Source organism: Ruegeria sp. AJ12 (genome assembly GCF_056536245.1).
Genome location: NZ_JBQFJJ010000001.1, coordinates 923,723 through 944,368 on the forward strand (window position 1 = coordinate 923,723; position 20,646 = coordinate 944,368).

Annotated in this window: 16 protein-coding genes; 10 read left to right on the plus strand and 6 right to left on the minus strand. The window is 56.8% G+C overall.

Annotated features, from left to right (window positions below; genetic code table 11):
• Window positions 1-68: 68 nt before the first annotated feature.
• The 4 genes from ACR3E0_RS04620 (at window position 69) to ACR3E0_RS04635 (ending at window position 4,793) form a co-directional block, all read left to right on the plus strand.
• Window positions 69-941, plus strand: coding sequence for a LysR family transcriptional regulator (locus ACR3E0_RS04620; protein WP_480476629.1), 873 nt, complete (start codon window positions 69-71; stop codon window positions 939-941).
• 164 nt (window positions 942-1,105) lie between these two features.
• Complete coding sequence (gene xylB, locus ACR3E0_RS04625) at window positions 1,106-2,563, plus strand: xylulokinase (RefSeq protein ID WP_480480948.1); 1,458 nt, start codon at window positions 1,106-1,108, stop codon at window positions 2,561-2,563.
• Window positions 2,560-3,513, plus strand: coding sequence for an aldose epimerase family protein (locus tag ACR3E0_RS04630; protein ID WP_480476631.1), 954 nt, complete (start codon window positions 2,560-2,562; stop codon window positions 3,511-3,513). Before xylB ends, ACR3E0_RS04630 begins: the two co-directional genes overlap by 4 nt.
• Complete coding sequence (locus tag ACR3E0_RS04635) at window positions 3,510-4,793, plus strand: cytochrome-c peroxidase (RefSeq protein ID WP_480476633.1); 1,284 nt, start codon at window positions 3,510-3,512, stop codon at window positions 4,791-4,793. Before ACR3E0_RS04630 ends, ACR3E0_RS04635 begins: the two co-directional genes overlap by 4 nt.
• Here ACR3E0_RS04635 and ACR3E0_RS04640 read toward each other — a convergent pair whose 3' ends face one another.
• Both ACR3E0_RS04640 and ACR3E0_RS04645 read right to left on the minus strand, forming a co-directional pair.
• Window positions 4,794-6,305: a CRTAC1 family protein gene (locus ACR3E0_RS04640; protein WP_480476635.1), complete on the minus strand. Its 1,512-nt coding sequence runs from the start codon at window positions 6,303-6,305 to the stop codon at window positions 4,794-4,796.
• The gene (locus ACR3E0_RS04645; protein ID WP_480476637.1) at window positions 6,295-7,482 is read right to left on the minus strand and encodes an ROK family protein; all 1,188 of its coding nucleotides are present in this window, start codon (window positions 7,480-7,482) and stop codon (window positions 6,295-6,297) included. Before ACR3E0_RS04645 ends, ACR3E0_RS04640 begins: the two co-directional genes overlap by 11 nt.
• A 180-nt stretch (window positions 7,483-7,662) precedes the next feature.
• On the opposite strand from ACR3E0_RS04645, the gene xylF reads away from it, so the two are divergent.
• The 4 genes from xylF to xylA all read left to right on the plus strand — a co-directional run bounded on the left by xylF (window position 7,663) and on the right by xylA (window position 12,165).
• Window positions 7,663-8,682, plus strand: coding sequence for a D-xylose ABC transporter substrate-binding protein (xylF, locus tag ACR3E0_RS04650; protein ID WP_480476639.1), 1,020 nt, complete (start codon window positions 7,663-7,665; stop codon window positions 8,680-8,682).
• 63 nt (window positions 8,683-8,745) lie between these two features.
• Complete coding sequence (locus ACR3E0_RS04655; protein WP_480425181.1) at window positions 8,746-10,044, plus strand: sugar ABC transporter permease; 1,299 nt, start codon at window positions 8,746-8,748, stop codon at window positions 10,042-10,044.
• Window positions 10,044-10,847 carry an ATP-binding cassette domain-containing protein gene (locus ACR3E0_RS04660; RefSeq protein ID WP_480476641.1) on the plus strand — a complete coding sequence of 268 codons (804 nt, stop codon included), beginning with the start codon at window positions 10,044-10,046 and terminating at the stop codon, window positions 10,845-10,847. The genes ACR3E0_RS04655 and ACR3E0_RS04660 overlap by 1 nt, the downstream gene beginning before the upstream one ends.
• A gap of 10 nt (window positions 10,848-10,857) precedes the next feature.
• Window positions 10,858-12,165, plus strand: a complete 1,308-nt coding sequence (gene xylA, locus ACR3E0_RS04665; RefSeq protein ID WP_480476643.1) for a xylose isomerase — start codon at window positions 10,858-10,860, stop codon at window positions 12,163-12,165.
• Window positions 12,166-12,213: 48 nt separating this feature from the next.
• Here xylA and ACR3E0_RS04670 read toward each other — a convergent pair whose 3' ends face one another.
• The 3 genes from ACR3E0_RS04670 to ACR3E0_RS04680 all read right to left on the minus strand — a co-directional run bounded on the left by ACR3E0_RS04670 (window position 12,214) and on the right by ACR3E0_RS04680 (window position 16,877).
• A complete protein-coding gene (locus ACR3E0_RS04670; RefSeq protein ID WP_480476645.1) occupies window positions 12,214-13,203 on the minus strand; it encodes a sterol desaturase family protein in 990 nt (329 codons plus the stop codon).
• Between the two features lie 105 nt (window positions 13,204-13,308).
• Window positions 13,309-14,280, minus strand: a complete 972-nt coding sequence (locus tag ACR3E0_RS04675) for a LysR family transcriptional regulator (RefSeq protein ID WP_480476647.1) — start codon at window positions 14,278-14,280, stop codon at window positions 13,309-13,311.
• Window positions 14,281-14,441: 161 nt separating this feature from the next.
• A complete protein-coding gene (locus ACR3E0_RS04680; RefSeq protein ID WP_480476649.1) occupies window positions 14,442-16,877 on the minus strand; it encodes a GcvT family protein in 2,436 nt (811 codons plus the stop codon).
• A gap of 186 nt (window positions 16,878-17,063) precedes the next feature.
• Between ACR3E0_RS04680 and ACR3E0_RS04685 the strand changes: the two genes are divergently transcribed.
• Together ACR3E0_RS04685 and speB are read left to right on the plus strand one after the other, a co-directional pair.
• A complete protein-coding gene (locus tag ACR3E0_RS04685; protein ID WP_480476651.1) occupies window positions 17,064-18,584 on the plus strand; it encodes a trimethylamine methyltransferase family protein in 1,521 nt (506 codons plus the stop codon).
• 91 nt (window positions 18,585-18,675) lie between these two features.
• Window positions 18,676-19,656 carry an agmatinase gene (gene speB, locus ACR3E0_RS04690; protein ID WP_480476653.1) on the plus strand — a complete coding sequence of 327 codons (981 nt, stop codon included), beginning with the start codon at window positions 18,676-18,678 and terminating at the stop codon, window positions 19,654-19,656.
• On the opposite strand, the gene ACR3E0_RS04695 is transcribed toward speB, so the two are convergent.
• Window positions 19,643-20,623, minus strand: a complete 981-nt coding sequence (locus ACR3E0_RS04695) for an arginase family protein (RefSeq protein ID WP_480476655.1) — start codon at window positions 20,621-20,623, stop codon at window positions 19,643-19,645. The genes speB and ACR3E0_RS04695 overlap by 14 nt on opposite strands.
• Window positions 20,624-20,646: the final 23 nt, after the last annotated feature.

Consider the following 20,646-nt stretch of genomic DNA (forward strand, 5'->3'; position numbering starts at 1 on the left):
AGGATGGATTTTGCAGGTGATATCAGTCAAACTCAAATTTCTTAACTTTACTTCAGGATAACTGAAATTTGGCTATCAAAATCGAAATGCTGCGCTGCTTCTGCACGGTCGCCCAGACCGGAAACCTGATCGAAGCCGCCGATCGTCTGGGGCGCACGCAATCCGCCGTGTCGATGACGCTGAAACAGTTGGAAGATCATCTCGGCAAGAAACTATTTGAGGGGGAAAGAAAAAACCACCTTTCGCCTATGGGCGAGCATGTGTTTGACCTAGCGCTCAAACTCGTGCGCCAGTTCGATCAGGGTATTCAGAACATCGAGACCGCCGCGCATGCAGAACACGGGCTGGTCCGGGTTGTGTCTGTCCCGTCCGTCGGTGCTCTGATCTTCCCCTCTTTGCTCGGGCATATGACGTCCAGGTTTCCCGGTCTGAAGATCGAGCTGCGCGATACGGATACGCAACAGGTCCTGGATGCCGTCGCCGAAGACAAGGCAGATATAGGGATTGCGTCCGGCTATCATCCGCTAAAGGGTGTTCGAATTGTTCCGTTGTTAAAAGATCGTTTTGGTCTTGTCGCTGCATCTGACCACCCTCTGATGGTCAGGCCGGACCCGCCAAGGATCTCCGACCTGCAGGCTTTTCATTTTGTGCGAAACACGCTGTGTGAGCTTATTCAGACGACGACGTTTCAACGTGTATTGGACCGATCTGAGATCATTATTCACAATACGCATTCCCTGATCACGCTGGTTCAGACCGGCCAATGGGTGACTGTCCTGCCGCAGACCGTGACGCGGTTTATCCCTGACAGCACCGGATTTCGAACAATATCGGACCTACCCGATAAACGGGACGTGTACCTGTATGTACGGGACCGCGCGCATTTCAAAGAGCCGACGGAGGCTTGCAGTTCTTTCATCCTATCGCACGAGTACGACTGAGACTGTGCTGTTTTGGACCGATGGCCGCACCGGTTCAGACTTCCAGCGGAACATCGGGTTCAGAGTGGATGCTTTGTGAGGCGCACGCCAGAAACTTCAGTTGACAAACCGGTGCAGAAAAATAATTTTACCAACTAAAATAATTTAAAGTGGGGAGCATGGGAGTGTATCTCGGACTGGATTTGGGAACATCGGGGCTCAGGGGACTCCTCGTTGATGATAGCGGCCACGTTGTTTGCGACGCGGAGGCAGTTGTTTCCACCGCGACGCCCAAACCCGGATGGTCCGAGCAGGCGCCTCAGGACTGGATCGAGGCATGCCAGCAGGTCATCGCGCAGCTGCGCGCCGAAAACCAAAAAGCGTTTTCTGCTCTGCAGGGTATTGGCCTAAGCGGGCATATGCACGGGGCCACGTTGTTGGATTCGGACGGCGACGTTCTGCGCCCTTGTATCATGTGGAACGACACGAGGTCCGCCGAAGAGGCGAGGATGCTCGATGAAATGCCGGAGATGCGCGCCATTTCAGGCAATATCGTGTTTCCGGGATTTACCGCCCCCAAGCTTGAATGGGTTCGTGCGCATGAACCGGATGTGTTCGCCAAGACGGCCAAGGTTTTGCTGCCGAAAGACTACTTGCGGTTCTGGCTGACCGGGGAATACATCAGTGAGATGTCCGACAGCGCCGGAACCTCGTGGTTGGATGTCGGTGCACGGCAATGGTCGCAAAAGGCGCTGGACCTGAGCCATATGACGTCGGATCAGATGCCGAGGTTGGTAGAAGGCAGCGCGCCGGGAGGAGATCTAAGACCGGAACTGTTACGAGAGTGGGGTGTAACCGGGCCTGTTGTGGTTGCTGGTGGCGCCGGCGATAACGCGGCGGCTGCATGCGGGATTGGGAGTGTCCATGAGGGGTCGGGGTTTCTGTCCTTGGGGACGTCCGGTGTTCTGCTGGTTGCAAAGAACAGCTACGCCCCGGCGCCGGAAACCGCCGTGCATTGCTTTTGCCATGCTGTGCCGGAGCGTTGGATACAAATGGGGGTCATTCTCTCAGCAACCAATAGCTTGAATTGGCTGTCTCGCACTCTGGGCCAACCCGCAGCATCATTGGCAGCGGGCATGCCGGACCGCGTGAGCGGCCCGTCTTCCATCACGTTCCTGCCCTACCTTTCGGGTGAGCGGACGCCGCACAACGACAGCGCGATCCGGGGTGCATTTCTGGGAATTGATGTTTCGTCCGAACCAACGGACCTCACGCAATCCGTGATGGAGGGCGTGGCCTTTGGCATGCGGGATTGTCTGGAAGCATTGAGAAGTACCGGAACCCAAGTCACCAACCTGATGGCCGTGGGCGGAGGTGCCCGGTCCCGGTTCTGGTTGGAGACGCTTGCAACGGTATTGAACGTGCCACTGTCCTTACCCGCCGGTAGTGAGCTTGGCGCCGCTATCGGTGCCGCGCGGCTTGCGCAATGCGCCGCCAGCGGTGTTCAGCCACAAGACGTCATGACGCCACCGGGTGTCGCAGAGGAAATCGAACCGCGTGGAGATCTCTTGGCGGTGTATGACTCGGAATACCAGCGATACCGTGAATATTACCGGGTGCTGGCACCGTTGGCGCCAAGATGACTGAAACCACAGCCCCAACCTTCGACATTGATGAGGTCATTCTGGAAGACGGCGAGATGCGCGTTTCCCTGCTGAGTTATGGAGCAACCACACGGGGGTGGTGGATTGATGACACACCATTGATCCTGGGCTACGACGACCCGCAGGCGTATCTGAATGATCAGAACTATCTCGGGGCCATCGTTGGTCGTGTTGCCAACCGAATAGAGGGTGCGGCGTTCACTTTGGAAGGCACCTGTTTCGAACTGAGCGCGAACGAAGGTCAGAACACACTTCATGGAGGGCAATCAGGACTGTCCCAACTGAACTGGAACGTTGCCCAAGTATCCAAGCGCGAGGCCGTACTCACGGTTGCCTCGCACGACGGAGACAACGGGTTTCCGGGGCTGGTCCAGTTTGAAGTGCATGTCAGTCTGGACGAACCGCGCCTGACCTACACTATTTCGGCGCTTCCGAGCCGACCGACGCCGATAAGCGTCGCTCAGCACAATTACTATTCGTTGGGCGACAAAACCTCCATATTGGATCACGTTCTGACACTTTCAGCGAGCCGATTGCTCGAAGTGGACGCGCAAGGGATTCCGTCAGGTCGACTGATCGAAGTCGGGGACGTTGGATTGGACTTTCGAAGCGCAAGAGAGAGAGGCGAACGCTCGGGTGACATTGACCATTACTTTGTTTTCGATCCAGACCGCGACCCTCAACGGCCGGTCGCGGTGTTTGAAAACCGATCAGGCCGAGCGATCGCCGTTTACTCCGACCAACCGGGCGCTCAGGTGTATGCGGGAGGTCATCTGAGCGCGCCGTTTCAAGCAGGTGCGGGTTTATGCATTGAACCGTCGGGCTACCCGAACGCCGTCAATATCCCTGCGTTTCCGTCCGTTCTGTGCACGCCTGAAGAGCCGTATCTTCAAACGCTGACAATTGAAGCAACCGGAGGCATGGGATGAGATCTTTTCTGGTAGCTAGCGTTCTGGCCGCAGCGGGATGCAGCGCATTCGCTCAGGATCTTGGTCCCAGACCGGAGTTTGTCGAACCGGATTTCAACAGCGCTGAGTTGGGGCAGTTGTTGTTCTACGACCCCATTCTGTCAGGCAATCGGAACATCAGTTGCGCAACCTGTCATCATCCGGATCTTGGGACATCGGACGGCGTGTCGCTGGGGATCGGAGAAGGCGGAATTGGATTGGGGCCGTCACGTGTTTTGGACCCAAACAATCTGCCCGAACAACGCATTCCGCGCAATTCGCCCGGCCTTTGGAACCTTGGTGCACTTGAGTTCACGACTTTCTTTCACGATGGGCGTTTGGAAACCGATCCGACACAGCCAAACGGCATCAGAACCCCGCTGGGAACACATATGAGGCCCGGGTTCAAATCGGCATTGGCCGCACAGGCCATGTTTCCTGTGTTATCCCCGGATGAAATGGCCGGGCACTATTCTGAAAACGATGTAAGCCGAGCCGTGCGTCTTGGTCTGCTGACACAGGAAGGCGGCGCATGGGATCTGATTGCCGCGCGTGTGGCGGCAATCCCAGAGTACAAGCGCCGGTTCGACGACATTGCGCCGGGTTCAGAAATTTCCTTTACCGCCATTGCAAATGCCCTTGCCGATTTTATTGCGTTTGAGTGGCGCGCGGACAACAGCCCGTTTGATCGCGCGATGCGGGGCGAGGACGACTTGTCCGAGCAGGCCCAACTTGGCCTGCAGCTCTTTTACGGCGATGCGGGATGCAGCACCTGTCACTCGGGTTGGTTTCAGACGGATCATGATTTCCACGCCATTGCGATACCTCAGATTGGTCCCGGAAAAGCAGCGCGTTTTGAGAACCATGCCCGGGATGATGGACGTTTGCGGGTGACTGGCCAGGTCCAGGATGCTTTTGCGTTTCGAACTCCGTCGCTGCGTAACGTGACGCTCACGGCGCCCTATGGCCACAGTGGCGCATACGCCAGTCTGGAAGACGTGGTGCGACACCATCTTTCCGCTTTGGAGTCTCTGCAGTCATATGAGATAGAACTGGCGACTCTGCCAGAGTTCCCAGGCGCGGATGATCTGCGGAATGAATCCGGGTCAGGGGACATCGCGGCTGCAAACCAGCTGGAACCGGTTCCCCTCAGCGACAGCGAAGTCAGTGCGATCCTCGCCTTTCTGAGCAGCCTGGAAGATCCTGCGGTGCGCCTTGGCGTTCCGGATATGGTGCCCAGCGGCTTGCCGGTTGAGCGATGACTAGCGTTCTATGCGGACGATTTGGTTGGTATCCAGTACCTGCCAATTGCCGGTTTCGCCGTCTGGCCAAATGACCCGCACCTCGACCGAGTCAGCCACGCCCAATCCAAAGTGGTGAAAGCCAGCGATACCTCCGGCATGTCCGCCGCCAATCGTGACTTCGCGGGTTTGTGTGCCGAAAGGGGTTTTGACTTCGATAAAGCTGCCTATGGCAAACCGGTTGGATTGGTTCTGCGCCAGGTCAACCAGCAGCCAGTTCCCGGCGATTTCCTGATTTTGATGGATCTCGACATTTGAACCACGATTGACAACCACCAGATCCAACCATCCGTCATTGTTCAAATCCGCCAGCGCAGCACCGCGAGATTTTGCCATCGAGGCGACGCCGGCTTCGGCCGCAGCTTCCAAGAAATGGCCACTATCCGTTTGCATGAGCAGCGAGTTGGGGTCTTGCATAGCAGCATCCGGCATCTGTTCGACATTGCCTTTGGCGACGAAGATATCGTCCAGGCCGTCATTGTTGGCGTCGCCGAATTGGGCATGCCAGCCAGTCGAAGGTCTGCCATCGCCACCAACATGAGGTCGATGTGCAGTTGTGCCGCGTTCATAGGTTGCATCGCGCCAGGTCGGGCCGCTGGCGGCAGGATCAAAAACCTGAAACTTCTGATCCCCCATCGATGTCAGGTACACTTCGGGAAACCCGTCCCCTGTTATGTCCCGGGACGCAATCCCCATCCCCCAGATTGAATAGGGCAACCAGCCTTCGTCCTGTGCGTAAAGCCGAGGGATGGGCCCCATGGCCCATAGCTGTTCCTGACCGTCCCGCACATAGTAATGGCGGTCGTTGCTGATCCGGAGATCGGCCTGACCGGTACGGGACCAGTCCGAAAACAACACGGACAAGGAGCAATGACCCGGAACAAGATGCTCAGGGGGAAGGTATGTATTGCCTTTTGGCCGGTACAACAGCGTTGGTCCGCAGGTTTCAAAGGGTCCCTTGGGATCAAACCGGTCTACATAGGTTCCAAAGGCCAGAGTCGGCAGGTTCTGATCAGCCTCCCAGGTTGCTGTGAAACCGGTGGTCCAATGGTCCTCAGACCTGAATTCAAGGCCGCCGAAAGGGCGGAACGCGCAGTCTGGTTGGCCTTGCATCAACAGGTCTTCGCCCACGCGCAAAATGGCCAGGTCCAATATCCCGTCACTGTCGATATCCAGCGGATACGCACCGGTCACGCCGGTCAGCAGCAACTCTGCAGGCGTATCGGGCGCGAAAGAAACCGCGTCTTCGGACGTATTCAAAAACAATTGCGAAGGGTTTTCGCCACCCGCAAGAAACAACTCCGGAAGATCATCGCCGTTGCAATCGAATACGGCTACGCCGCCTCCGACGAAGTGCTCCCAACCGCCTCCATATATGTGGTCTGGCGCATCGACATGGGCAAAAAGCGGTGTTTGAGGATCCGCCCAGGCCGCCGATGCGGCCAGGAAAAGCACGACAGCTTCAGGACGCATGCGTGGCAAGTTCCCTGACTTTCAGAATCGAGACCTGTTCGATCCCATAGGCTGCAGCCCCTTTGGCCCACATGGAATCCCCCCAATGGTGCACTTTGATCTCCGGCAACGGTGCATCCACGCTGACGACACCGCTTCGGATGCGGTTCATGACCTCATCCGAGCACAAATGTTCAAAACTGACCTGAGTGCCGGACAGAATGATGCATTCGGGGTCAAAAAGATTGATCAGGTTGGACACCCCCATACCGAACATTTGCCCGGCCCGTGCAAGCACGGACATTGCGCGGGCGTCACCCGATCTGGCGCTGCTGTGGATGTCGGAGACAGTCGTCGGTTCGTTGATGTGGCCAAGAACGGTTGCCTCTCGGATCAGAGCGTATTCGCCGACATAAGCCTCCAGGCAGCCGCGTTGACCGCATTGGCATAACGCACCGTCGAGTTGAACCTTGAGGTGGCCGAATTCTGCCCCGCATCCGCGTTCGCCCCGGTAAAGTTTCCCGTCGAGTACGATCCCCAGACCGATACCGTGCTCGATCGTGACAACCAGGAAGTTCTTGAGCCCTTTGCCCAGCCCGAAGAGCTGCTCGGCTTTTGCCACAAGATTTGCGTCATTTTCGATGAATGCGGGGCAGGGGAGTTCTTTGGACAGCACGGTACTCAGGTCAACATTGCGTTCCGTTATCGACGACGACCAGTGAACAATACTTCTTTCGGCGTCTACGAGGCCGGCGATACCGATTGAAACGCCTGATAAATCGTCAACGGTCGCGTCAACCAACGCGCAAACTTCCTCCAACGCACGGCGAATGGCCGAGGCAAATGCCGACGGTGTCATTCGCGCCGCTTCCAACCGGTATTTGCATGACGCGACTTCGCGACCTTCGAAATCCACGAGAATGACCGACACGATCTGGCGCGCCACTTTCAGCCCGGCCACGAGGTATGACCCCCCGTGCAACTGGAGCAGAACACGAGGTCTGCCGCGCCGGGCGGATTTGGACTGCGCTTCGCTTTCGATTTCCTTGATCAGACCCGCTGACAAAAGATCGGCTGTGGCCGCTGTGACTGTTGCGGGGCTGGTTTTGAGAGCTGTAGCAATATCGATTCGCGAAATCGTTCCCGTGCGCCGAATATGCTCCAACACGCGCAGGCGGGTGACGTTTCTTTGGTCCATCGTATTTGGAGAATCATTGCTTTTCAGCATCTTATCCTCGCGAATCTGATCATGTTGGTAACCTATTCGGTTTTTGACGCTTCTAACAGCATAAATATTTTACCGACTGAAATAAATATGGTAGTCAAAATATGAGGGCCGCGAATCAGGATATGACGGCTCACCATATGGGAGGAAAACATGAAACGAATTCTCAGCTTGTCAGCTGTGGTTGCAGTGATGGGTTCAGTTGCATTCGCAGAGCCGACAGTCGGCGTGAGCTGGTCCAACTTTCAGGAAGAACGTTGGAAGACGGACGAAGCGGCGATCAAGTCAGCCCTGGAAGCGGGCGGTGCAGAATATGTGTCAGCAGATGCCCAGTCTTCGTCCGCAAAGCAACTTTCGGATATTGAAAGCCTGATCGCACAGGGCGTCGATGCGTTGATCATTCTGGCTCAGGACGCACAAGCCATTGGGCCAGCTGTACAGGCAGCGGCTGACGAAGGCATCCCGGTGATTGCATATGACCGTCTCATCGAAGACGATCGTGCGTTCTACCTGACATTCGACAATGTCGAAGTCGGACGGATGCAGGCCCGTGCGGTTTTCGGTGCGATGCCCAAAGGCAACTACGTGATGATCAAGGGGTCGCCAACTGACCCGAACGCGGACTTCCTGCGCGGTGGACAGCAAGAGATCATTCAGGCTGCGGTCGACAGTGGCGATGTCGTTATTGTTGGCGAGGCCTACACTGACGGATGGCTGCCAGCCAATGCACAGCGGAACATGGAACAGATCCTGACGGCAAACGAGAACAACGTGGATGCGGTGGTTGCTTCGAATGACGGGACCGCGGGCGGCGTCGTTGCGGCGCTCACAGCGCAGGGCATGGAAGGCATTCCAGTGTCCGGTCAGGATGGTGACCATGCAGCTCTGAACCGGGTTGCGCTCGGCACTCAGACCGTGTCGGTCTGGAAAGATGCCCGTGAACTGGGCAAAGCGGCGGGTGAGATCGCCGTGGCGCTTAGCAGTGGCACCAGCCCATCTGATGTTGAAGGTGCTGTAAGCTGGACCTCGCCTGGCGGTACCGAAATGACCTCGGTTTTCCTGGCGCCTGTGCCAATCACCAAGGACAACCTGTCCGTCGTCGTGGATGCCGGATGGATCCCGCTGGAAGACTTGTGCCAAGGTGTTGAGAACGGCCCCGCGCCCTGTAACTAAACCTCATATTCCCTGGCCCGTGCGAATGGGCCAGGGACCACAGCTGAATATGGAAGATCGGAAATGACCGAAACTTCGTCTCAGCCGATACCTCAAAAAGCAAAACAGAACCTGTTCCAACAGCTTGAGTTGGACATGCGGCTATTGGGTATGATCGGCGCCTTTGTCATCCTGTGCATCGGGTTCAACATCTTCACGGATGGCCGGTTTCTCACGCCCCGGAACCTGTTCAACCTGTCGATCCAGACGGTGTCTGTCGCCATCATGGCGTGTGGCATGGTCTTCATCATCGTGATGCGCCACATCGACCTGTCGGTCGGAGCCCTTTTGGCAACAACATCCGCTATTATGGCCATGACTCAGACCGAACTGCTGCCGAATGTACTGGGTATGGGTCTAAATAACCCGGCAACATGGGCGATCACTCTGGTTGTGGGGCTTTTTGTCGGAACCCTGATAGGCGCATTTCAGGGCTGGATGATTGGGTATCTGACCATTCCCGCGTTCATTGTGACACTGGGCGGCTTTCTGGTTTGGCGCAACGTCGCCTGGTACCTGACAGACGGACAGACTATCGGACCGCTGGACAGCACATTTCTGATGTTCGGCGGCACCAACGGAACACTCGGCACAACGACAAGCCTGTTGTTCGGGTTCGCCGCCACTGCGGCAGCGGTATGGGCCTTGTGGAGCGGTCGCCGATCCAAAGCCGCGCACGGGTTTCCGGTGAAACCTGTCTGGGCCGAAGCCACTCTGGCCGCAATCATCGGTATCGCGATCATGGGATACGTCTTTATCGTCAACAGCTACGCGATCCCCACTCGTAGGCTTGAGCGTATGTTCGAGGCGCGCGGTGAAACCATGCCGGAAGGTCTGATCGTGGGGTATGGCATCCCGATTTCGGTCCTGATCCTGATCCTTGTCGCCGTGACGCTGACCGTCGTGGCCCGGAAAACCCGGTTTGGACGCTACATCTTTGCGACGGGCGGTAACCCCGACGCGGCAGAGCTGTCGGGTATCAACACCCGCATGATGACCGTCAAGATTTTTGCCCTGATGGGATTCCTGTGTGCATTGTCGGCGGTTGTCGCCTCGGCCCGTCTGGCCAACCATTCGAACGACATCGGTACCTTGGACGAACTGCGTGTGATCGCCGCAGCGGTCATCGGTGGCACGGCTCTGTCTGGTGGTCTGGGGACCATCTATGGCGCGATCTTAGGGGCGCTGATCATGCAGGCGCTGCAGTCGGGCATGGCCATGGTGGGCGTGGATGCGCCGTTCCAAAACATCGTTGTCGGCAGCGTTCTGGTGTTGGCCGTCTATATCGACATCGTCTATCGCAAGCGATTGGGGGCGAAGTAATGCAAGCACAAGAAACACAAAACGCATCCCCAAACACCGGCCGTGGCTCAGGCGCGCCACCTCTGGTCGAAATGAGAGACATCTCAATCTCTTTCGGCGGGATCAAGGCCGTGGATCACGTTTCGGTCGATCTTTACCCTGGTGAAGTTGTCGGATTGCTCGGACATAACGGGGCCGGGAAATCGACCCTGATCAAGGTCTTGTCCGGCGCCTATCAAATGGATCAGGGCGAAATCTCGATTGACGGAAAACCGGTCGAGATCAGCAACCCGCGCGATGCCCGGGCCAATAACATCGAAACGATCTATCAGACGCTTGCGCTGGCGGACAACCTGGATGCGACTTCGAACCTTTTTCTCGGGCGCGAGATGACCACGCCCTTTGGGCTGGTCAACGATGCCGCCATGGAGGCTGAGTGCCGCAAAATCATGGCTCAGTTGAATCCCAATTTTCAGAAGTTCAGTGAACCCGTGTCTGCCCTGTCCGGCGGACAGCGGCAATCGGTGGCGATCGCACGGGCGGTGTACTTCAACGCGCGCATCCTGATCATGGACGAGCCGACCGCCGCGCTGGGTCCTCATGAAACGCAGATGGTGGCGGACTTGATCCACCAGCTAAAGGCACAGGGCATTGGGATTTTTCTGATCGATCATGATGTGCATGCGGTGATGGAGTTGTGTGACCGCGCGTCGGTCATGAAGAACGGAAAACTCGTCGGCACGGTGGATATTGCCGACGTGACCGATGACGATCTGCTGTCGATGATCATCCTGGGCAAGACACCAGACCAAAAGGCAGACTGAAGGGGTGGGCATGAAAAGCGGATTTTTTGCAGGGATCGACCAGGTTCAGTACGAAGGCGCGGACAGCCAAAACCCGCTGGCCTTCCGCCACTACAACCCCGACGAGATTGTCATGGGAAAGCGGATGGAGGATCACCTGCGGTTTGCCGTGGCCTGGTGGCATTCGTTTGCATGGGAAGGGGGCGATCCGTTTGGTGGTCCAACCTTTGAACGCCCGTGGCACCCGCAGGATGATGTGGGTCGCGCGCGGATGAAAGCGGATATCGCGTTCGAGATGTTCGAAATACTGCGTCAGCCCTATTTCTGCTGGCATGATGCGGATGTTAGGCCTGAGCAGGGAAATTTTGCCGACAACCTGCGGACCTTGGAAGAAATCACCGACTACATCGGCGACAAGATGCAAACGGTTGGAACCAAACTGCTGTGGGGCACAGCCAACATGTTCAGCCACCGCCGATGGATGTCCGGGGCCAGCACAAACCCTGACCCGGATGTCTTTGCCTTTGCTGCGGCGACGGTCAAGTCCTGCATCGACGCAACGCACAAACTGGGTGGCGAGAACTATGTTCTTTGGGGCGGGCGCGAAGGATACGAGACGCTGCTCAACACGGATCTGAATACCGAACTCGACCATATGGGCCGGTTTCTGAACATGGTGGTCGAGTACAAACACAAGATCGGTTTCAAGGGGGCCATCCTGGTCGAACCCAAACCTCAAGAGCCCTCCAAACACCAGTATGACTACGACGCAGCAACCTGTATCGGGTTCCTCAGAAAATACGGGTTGGAGGATGAGGTCAAGCTGAACCTCGAACAGGGGCACGCGATTCTGGCCGGTCATAGTTTTGAGCACGAGATCGCGGTGGCTGCGGCTGAAGGCATGCTTGGGTCCATCGATATGAACCGAAACGATTACCAGTCGGGGTGGGACACAGATCAGTTTCCGAACAACACACCCGAAGTCGCGCTGGCATATTATTACATCCTGAAGTCCGGGGGGTTCACCACCGGAGGCACGAATTTTGATGCCAAAATTCGCAGGCAATCCATAGATGCTGAAGACCTCGTAGCCGCGCATGTCGGAGGCATGGACATTTGTGCGAGGGGTCTGAAGGCCGCCGCCGCCATGATCGAAGATGGAGGTTTGGAAGCCGAGTTGGCCAAGCGGTATGACGATTGGACGACACCGGAGGCGCAGGCGATGTTGGCATCGGATCTTGAGGGAATTTCCGCACGCGTTTTGGCGGAGTCCATCAATCCCGAACCGCGGTCCGGACGACAGGAAATACTGGAAAACTATGTAAACAGGTTTGTCTGATCGCGCCTTTGGCGCAGTAGGTCGCGCGGCCGGTTCCGGAGGATGTCCCTATTGCCGGTCGCCGTTCTGCAGTGTTTTGCGTCTTGTCTGAATACGCTCGTTGGCCTCGACAGTGCCATCGTGAAAGGATCCGAACCATTTGTCCCATGGCATTTCGAGTGAGCCATAGTTGCACTCAAAATACCGGTGATGCATCTGGTGGTGGAAGGTTCCCAGCGCCAGCCGGTTCTTGTCTTTGACCACAAGGCCCTGGAACCCGGTATGGGTGGTGACTGCTGTCAGCGTGTAGTACTGCAGGTGAAAGATGATGTGCAGCGGATGCGCGCCGATCAGAAAGTGTATCAGAACCGAGCCCAGGTAAATCGCATGCTCGGCCGGGTGCATCGACAACCCTGACCACGGTCCGACATTGATGTTGCGATGATGGACAGAGTGAATGTGCCGATAAAGAAATGGGATATGGATCAGGCGGTGAATCCAGTAGAAGTAGAAACTTTCCCAGAGCGGGATCAAAAGAAAAATCGCGACAAACCACATCGGATGCGCTGCCCAGGTTACCATGGGGACGTAGCCGTTCGCCAAAGCCCAGAACATCAGCACTTCGTAGGCAGACCAAAAGAACACCCCTGACCCGAGCGTCCAGAACATGTTGTCCCTGATCTGACCGCCCAGCGTGAATTGCTTGCCTTTGACCATCAGGGGGCGGGGATCATATTTGAGACGACTGCCCTGCAGGGAATATTTGTAGAACCACAAATGCAGTACCCCTGCGATTGCGAAGATCAGCAGAAAATTCCGCACGTAAATTTGCGCAATCCAGCCGAACTCCAGCGATCTGGTCTCTTCCAGTGAAGGGCTGAACCAAATGTAACAGGCGCAGGAGATGCCCAGGATAATCAGCTTTTCCGATATCAGCAGCCAGGAGTCCCAGACCCAGTGCAAAATCTCGACCGGTCTGAGGGGCCAGGAGAAGAGCGGCGATACCTTGATTGGTACATCCGGGATGTGGTTCCAACCTTTGAGTTGCGGCTCAGTCATTTTGCCTTCTCGGCTTCAATCGTCATCTTATTGTGACACGAAACCGCGTTGCAGACAAAGTTGCTCAAAGGTCAGGTCAAGTCCCCGTAAAGGTTGTCGACAGTGTCAGCTGAAACCGCTTTGCAGGGTTCTGAAATCCTTTTCCAGCCAGGGAAACTTTGCGCTCATGGGATCGCAGAGCTTGTTCTTGATCAGCTTGCTGAGGACCTTGTGAATGAGCAGGGACGTAGAGGTCGGGTAGACGTCGGTTGTGAACAGGGACACGGTGCGTACAAAGTTTCTGCCCGGGAACGGCATGGCTTTGACGCTGTTGTGGAACCGTTGTGCACGCTGGAGGCTGGCGACCGTGGTGACGGCCCATCCGCTGCCTTCCGCCACAAGACCAACGATTGACTGATTGCACTCCAGTTCGAACCTGTTTGGCAGGCTGTACTTGCTCCGGGTCAGTTGGATTTCTATTTGCTTGCCAATTGTGTAATCCCGCGAGTACCGCAGGAACGGAAGATCGGCGTCGGGTTTCAAGACATCCTCGACCTGTCCTTCAAAACTCTTGGGAAGGATCACAATAAACGGGTCTCGCATCAGCGGAAACTCGATCAGGCCGTTGGTTGTGCCGACGGGTCGCGTGGCGACGCCTGCATCCACTTTGTGTTCCTGGAGCTTGGCAATGATTTCGTGGCTGGGCCGGGTGAAGTGGCGAAAGTTGCATCTCGGCAGCGCGTGCGAAAGAAACCGGAACAATTCCGGCGCAACCTGATTGTCAAAATCATCGATCAAGGCCAGCCGGAGTTCCGTCGCGTGTTTCCAGTTGCCGGATCTGATCTCGGCCTCTCCGCGTTTCAGAACCGTGAGCCCATCGCGCACATATCGGGAAAAAACCTCGCCCGCAGGTGTCAATCCCATGGGGCGGCGTCCATGATCCACCAGTTCGACGCCAAGCGCGTTTTCCAGGCTGCGCAAATGGTTGGACACAGTACTGATCGACAGGCCGGTTTCTGATGCGACCCGTTGAATGGACCCGGACTTTGCAATCAACTGGAACACTTCCAGCCAGCGGAGGCTCAGAGATTTTTGCAAAAGTGCAATTCCTGTGGTTCATGATAGCTTCGATAAAACCGAAACAAAGAATTTGCCCTACGGCAATGTTTTTTTGAGGATTCCAACCAAAGATCCGCTCACAGACTGGATTTTGGTGGGCAGAAACTGCTGAGCCGGATGCGAAAACCCTTACAACAGGATTAGCTTCGTACTCTGCTGAGATCTGGATCGTATGGGGATTGGGGTATGACCCGTGCCGCGACACGCTGTCCGCACATGTCGACCTCCAAATCCGAGTGTTCGGTGTCCAGAGTTGCGTCCACAAACGCGTATGCAAGGTTCAGGCCGGTCCTGTGGCCCCAATCGCCGGATGTGACTGTACCAACCACCGTCTCGCCAATCATCAGCGATGCACCTGGATGTGCCGGGGCATCCTGTGCATCCACAGTGAGCGTCACCAACCGCCTGCGTGGCCCAACCGCCTGCCGGGTCAGCAGCGCGTCACGCCCCACAAAGTTCGTTTTGTCGGCTTTCACAAAGCGACCCAACCCCGTTTCATAGGGGTCGTATTCCGTGATCAGATCCGCCTTCCAATGCAGATACCCTTTTTCCAGTCTCATCGACTCTATGGCCCGGGCGCCGAACAACTTCATGCCGTATGCTTTACCTGCGTCCTCCAATGCCAGATAGGCCGCGTAAAGGGAGGCGTTGGGCACGTGAATTTCATAGGCAAGCTCGCCTGAAAAGCTCACGCTCATGACGGCGGCGGGCGCGATGCCGACGAAGCATTCGCGCACGCTCAACCACGGAAAGGCGGTGCTGGACCAATCACCGCGGGCGCAGGAGGCCAGCACCTTTCGGGCATTGGGGCCCGCCAGAACAAGGATCGTCTGGTCATTCGTCAGACTGCAAAACTGAACGTCCTCATCCGCCCCAATGTGCTGCTTCAGCCAGTCCATATCATGGAATTCGCTGGCTGCGGCGGAGCCATACCAAACCCGCGCCGGGCCACGATCGCTGGCTGGCAGATTGGCAACTGTTGCTTCCGCCTTGATCATGCCTTGGTCGTTCAGCAGATAGCCAAGACCAACCCGACCGTCTCTTGTCGAGACCGTGCCGCAGAACAGTCGATCCAGAAAACGATGGCGGTCTGAGCCGGTGATCTCGATCCGGTTGAACCCGTTGACCTCGGCCAATCCCACATTCGTCTGAACGTTCTTCACTTCGGACGCGACGATGTCGAAAGCTTCGTCAAAATCGAAACTGTGTGAGGGCGAGAAGTCCGGATGGGGTTTGATATACTCAACGCGTTCCCATCCGTTGACAACCGTGAACGCGGCACCTTTTGCAGCAAGAACCGGAGTGAGCGGCGTTGTTTTTGCCGGGCGCCCCGCCGGGCGATGCTCATGCGGGAAATGAAACCGAAATTCGTTCTGGTAGTCTTCGATGGCCTTGAGCGCAGTCAGTTCCACATTGGCATGCCCGGTGAACCGCCGGGGATCCAGGCACCACGTATCGTAACACGCCTCGCCATGCACAATCTGCTGGGCCAGCAGCCAGCCGTGGCCACCGCCTTCGCCCAACCCCGCACGCAATCCGATGATACAAAACGCGTTGCGCTTTCCGGGTATCGGACCGACCAAAGGCGCCCCATCAATCGTGTAGGTGATAGGCCCGTTAACGACTGTGTGAATGCCAACCTCCATCAAAGCCGGCATACGGGCAAACGCGCCCTCCAATACGTCCGTGACGCGGTCCAGATCGTCCGGGCAGAGGGCATTGACGAAATTTGGATCAATGCCATCCATGCCCCAGGTTTTACAGTCCTGTTCATAAAATCCGACCAAAAGCCCGTTCTTTTCCTGACGGCAATAATAGTCGCTGATCGGACATCTGAGCAGCGGCATGCGATGGTCGGCATCCCGAATGGCTGCGATCTCCTCGGTCAGAAAATACTGATGCTCCATTGACGCGACGGGGTGATGAACCCCCATCATCGCGCCCACTTCGTTCACGCGATAGCCACAGGCATTGACCACGATATCGCAGTCAATATCGCCATGCTCGGTCTGCACGGTCCATGTATCGTCGCTGTGCTGTCGCAACCCTGTCACCGGCGTGTTGCGATAGACTTCTGCTCCGGCTTTTCGGGCGCGGCGCGCAAGCGCCTGGCACAATTGCGCAGGATCGATGTCACCGTCCAGCGGATCCCACAATCCACCGATGAGGTTGTCGGTGGAGATCAGTGGATGCCGCCGGGCGCATTCCTGGGCGTCAATCACCTCGAAATGCACGTCCATACCGCGCGCCATGGACGCAAAATGATGGTAGCCCTGCATCTGCGCGCCCGTATTGGCCAGACGAATTCCGCCGTCTCCATGGTGATAGTTGATCGGGTAATCGGGGTCGTCCGCGAGTTCCTTGTACAACCGGATTGAATGGGATTTCAGCCCCACCATCGTCTGGTTCATGCCGAAATTGGTGACCTGAGCGGCCGAATGCCAGGTGGTTCCGGATGTCAGCTCATTTCGCTCGACCAGAACTACGTCTGACCACCCTTCCTGGGTCAGGTGGTACAGTGTCGAACATCCGGCAATTCCCCCACCGATGACAACGACCTTTGTGCGCGACTTCATCAAGCTTTCTCCTTGAGATTTGTTCAATTCTTGGAGAAAAATTGCATTGACGGGCAACGCGGCAGTTACCGGTTTCGGAAAATCGAAACTGCGGTTTCAGATTTCGAAAACCGCATCTGAGCTTTTGTAGGTTCGGCAATGTCACATCTAATGTGCGGATATCATTGGCGCAGGAGAGCACCGGAGATGTCGTCGGACGGCAACAAGAGGAGCGGCAGGCGGGCCCGTATTGCGCAGCGTGCCGCCAGGCCAGAGGTAGACCCCTGCGCACCGGGTCAAGTCGGTGGATCCTTCACCCCATTGACAGAGACAGAAATCAAGCAGATCTATGACACAGCTCTGAAATTGCTTGAAAATCTTGGCATGGGCGAAGTGCCAGAGCGACTGCGAACCGATCTGTTGGCGGCTGGTGCGATTCAAGGCGATCAAGACAGGGTGTTGTTTCCGCGATCCCTTGTTGAAGATACAATCGGGCTTGCAGCCAAAAGCTTTGTTTTGCACGGCCGGGACGAAAGCCGGTCAATCGAGATCGGCGGGGACCGTGTCTATTTTGGCACCGGTGGCGCTGCGGTTCAGACGCTGGATCTGGACTCCGGTTTGTATCGCCCGGCGACGCTGGTCGATCTGCACGACTTTACGCGTCTTCAGGATGTCCTGACAAATGTCAGTTGGTTCACAAGGTGCTGCGTGGCCACGGATCTGCCGGATGTCCTGGATTTGGATGTGAACACGGTTTACGCGCTGGTCAGGAATACAACAAAGCCGATCGCGACGTCCTTCACGTTGGCCGAACACGTGACCCCGATCGTGGACCTTTTGGACATTGTGGCCGGAGGTCCGGGGGAGTTTTCAAAGCGCCCGTTTCTGAAGGCGCATATCAGCCCCGTGATTTCGCCACTGCGCTATGGCGAAGACGCCGTGGCGGTCGTTTATGAATGCATCAAGCACAATATCCCGATGTCGTGCATCACGGCCGCACAGGCCGGGGCGACCGCACCCGCAACGCTCGCTGGTTTCCTTGCGCAATCACTGGCCGAGACTTTGGCAAGCCTCGTGATGGTCAACACGATCAAACCCGGGTTTCCAATGGTGTTTTCCAACTGGCCACTCGTTGTTGACCTTAGGACCGGAGCCTTTACCGGGGGTAGCGGAGAGACCGCAATTCTGAATGCAGCCTCGGCACAGATCACCAACTGGCTTGGATTACCGTCCGGGGTCGCGGCGTCGATGACCGACGCCAAGGCGATCGATGCCCAGTATGGGGCGGAAAAAGGGATAACCTCTCTTGCTGCCGCGCTGGCGGGCGGCAACCTGATCTATGAAAGCTCAGGCATGACGGCATCCCTGCTTGGAGCAAGCTTTGAGGCTTTTGTCCTCGACAATGAGATGCATTCGAATACCTACCGCGCTTTACGTGGCATTGAGGTGACCGAGGAAAACCTTGGATATGAGGCGATCTGCCAGTCCGTTCTGGGTGACGGGCATTTTCTGGGCAGCGCACAGACTTATGCGGCGATGGAGCGGGACTATTTCTACCCTGTTCTGGCGGATCGGGATGAACCCCGCACATGGGAAATGAACGGCGCAAAGGATGCGTGGGCCATCGCCCGCGAACGCGCGCGGGATATTCTTGAGACACACCATCCCCAGTACCTGACACCTGCTCAGGACGCTGAAATCCGCAGGCGGTTTCGGATTTTGACGTGATCAAGCCTGAAAATGGCGCCTTGGCGATTTCCTTTGTGTCATCAGGCCTGTACGTTCGATCTGGAAAACTCTTCCGGTCCAGGGGGCATGTATGGAAACTTCGTTTTTTCAACCGGTTTCGGGGATAGAGTTGCCCCGATTTGCTGGCGTCCCGACATTCATGCGACTGCCGAATATGACGCTGGGTCACGAGCGTATCGATGAGGTGGACCTCGCCATTGTCGGTATCCCATGGGATGGAGGCACAACAAACCGTCCCGGCGCACGGCACGGACCACGGCAACTGCGCGATTTCTCGACCATGATCCGCGCCATGAACCCCGTGACGGGTGTCAGCCCTTTCACATTGGTGAACTGTGCCGATCTGGGTGATGTGGCCCCGAACCCCGTGGACATCGAAGACACGCTGGATCGTGTGACGGCCTACTACGCGGAACTGACCAACAGGGGGATTGTGCCGTTGACCGCTGGCGGCGATCATCTCACAACCTTGCCGGTCTTGCGGGCCGTTGCCATGTCGGGTCCGTTGGGACTTATCCAGTTCGACAGTCACACCGATTTGTTCGATTCCTATTTTGGGGGCCACAAATTCACGCACGGCACGCCGTTCCGCCGCGCTATTGAGGAAGGGCTGGTCGATCCAAAACGATTTGTGCAAGTCGGCATTCGCGGGACCGCCTACAACACCGAAGACATCGAATGGGGCGAGGCTCAAGGCGTTCGCATCATCCGGATCGAAGAACTGTTCGACCGTGGCATCGACGACGTGATGGCCGAAGTCAGGCGTATCGTTGGCACCGGTCCGTGTTATTGCACCTACGATATCGACTTTGTGGATCCAACTTTTGCGCCGGGCACAGGAACACCTGAAATCGGCGGGCCGAACAGTTATCAGGCCCAGCAGGTTATTCGACACATGTCGGGTTTGAACCTTGTCGGCGCCGATCTGGTCGAAGTGTCACCGCCCTTCGATCCCGAGGGCGGCACAGCATGGCTTGGGATTTCACTGATGTTCGAACTGCTCTGTGTTCTGGCTCAGGCCATTGATGCGCGCCGCGCTACCGGGCGCTGACGTTCTCAGCGATCATCGAAATCATCTCGAACATAACCGCTGCGGCGGTCAACGCGGTGACGTTGTTGGGGCTGTCCTTGGTGGGCATCATGCACACGACGTCTCCACCAACGATGTTCAGACCACGCGCCGCGCGCAGGATTCCAACGGCTTCATCGATATCAAAACCCTTTTCTCCGGGCTCCAGATTCGACACTGCCGGTGCCACAGTGGGATCGAGGCAATCCAGATCAAATGTGATGTAGACCGGCCGGTCGCCCAGAACTTCGCGGGTTTGCGCCACGACATCTTCCAAACCGCGTTGACGAAATTCGCGCATGGTTACGATGTTGTAGCCATAGTCGTATGAGGGCTGCAGCCAGTCCAGGCTGCGCGGGTGTCCGCGCAATCCGATCTGCATCGAACGGGTTGGATCGACCTGTCCCTGATCGGCCAGGTAGGCGCCCCAATGGGCCGCAGATTTACGCGCCCCGAGGAAGTGGTCGACCTTGGTGAAGACGTCTGTGTGTGCATCGAGATGCAAGAAGCTGACCGGTTCGCCACCGGCCAGGTTGCCACCCCCAAGGGCCTGCACAATTCCGCCGGTGATCGAATGGTCACCGCCAATCGAAACCGGGCGCGCGCCGGCCGCATCGATGTCTTTGTAGAATGCCGTGATACGCTCGATACAGTCTTCGTTGTCATTGGCCCGCGGGAAAGGGACGTCACCAACATCGGCGATCCGTGCGCTTTGCCACGGATCGAGTTGAAAGGGCAGGTGCACCCGGCGCTGAACTGCTGACACATGCCGCAAGGCGCGGGGACCAAGATGCTGATCCCGTTCGGTCGTGCCGTTTCCGGTAGAATGAGGAACGCCAACAAGCGCGATGTCCTGATCCTGTGGTCCCGTATTCGGACATCTGAACAACGTGGGTACACCCCACCAATAAAGATTGTCCATCATGGACTTTTCATAGGGGTCGGTCATCATGTGTCTCTGAAAAGGAATGG

Bases quoted from the DNA above. Each gene is read 5' to 3' on its own strand.
- ACR3E0_RS04680 (WP_480476649.1), bottom strand. From the start codon at position 16,877: ATGAAGTCGCGCACAAAGGTCGTTGTCATCGGTGGGGGAATTGCCGGA.
- ACR3E0_RS04640 (WP_480476635.1), bottom strand. From the start codon at position 6,305: ATGCGTCCTGAAGCTGTCGTGCTTTTCCTGGCCGCATCGGCGGCCTGG.
- xylA (WP_480476643.1), top strand. From the start codon at position 10,858: ATGAAAAGCGGATTTTTTGCAGGGATCGACCAGGTTCAGTACGAAGGC.
- ACR3E0_RS04695 (WP_480476655.1), bottom strand. From the start codon at position 20,623: ATGACCGACCCCTATGAAAAGTCCATGATGGACAATCTTTATTGGTGG.
- ACR3E0_RS04670 (WP_480476645.1), bottom strand. From the start codon at position 13,203: ATGACTGAGCCGCAACTCAAAGGTTGGAACCACATCCCGGATGTACCA.
- xylF (WP_480476639.1), top strand. From the start codon at position 7,663: ATGAAACGAATTCTCAGCTTGTCAGCTGTGGTTGCAGTGATGGGTTCA.
- speB (WP_480476653.1), top strand. From the start codon at position 18,676: ATGGAAACTTCGTTTTTTCAACCGGTTTCGGGGATAGAGTTGCCCCGA.
- ACR3E0_RS04635 (WP_480476633.1), top strand. From the start codon at position 3,510: ATGAGATCTTTTCTGGTAGCTAGCGTTCTGGCCGCAGCGGGATGCAGC.
- ACR3E0_RS04685 (WP_480476651.1), top strand. From the start codon at position 17,064: ATGTCGTCGGACGGCAACAAGAGGAGCGGCAGGCGGGCCCGTATTGCG.
- ACR3E0_RS04630 (WP_480476631.1), top strand. From the start codon at position 2,560: ATGACTGAAACCACAGCCCCAACCTTCGACATTGATGAGGTCATTCTG.
- ACR3E0_RS04655 (WP_480425181.1), top strand. From the start codon at position 8,746: ATGACCGAAACTTCGTCTCAGCCGATACCTCAAAAAGCAAAACAGAAC.
- ACR3E0_RS04660 (WP_480476641.1), top strand. From the start codon at position 10,044: ATGCAAGCACAAGAAACACAAAACGCATCCCCAAACACCGGCCGTGGC.
- ACR3E0_RS04645 (WP_480476637.1), bottom strand. From the start codon at position 7,482: ATGGACCAAAGAAACGTCACCCGCCTGCGCGTGTTGGAGCATATTCGG.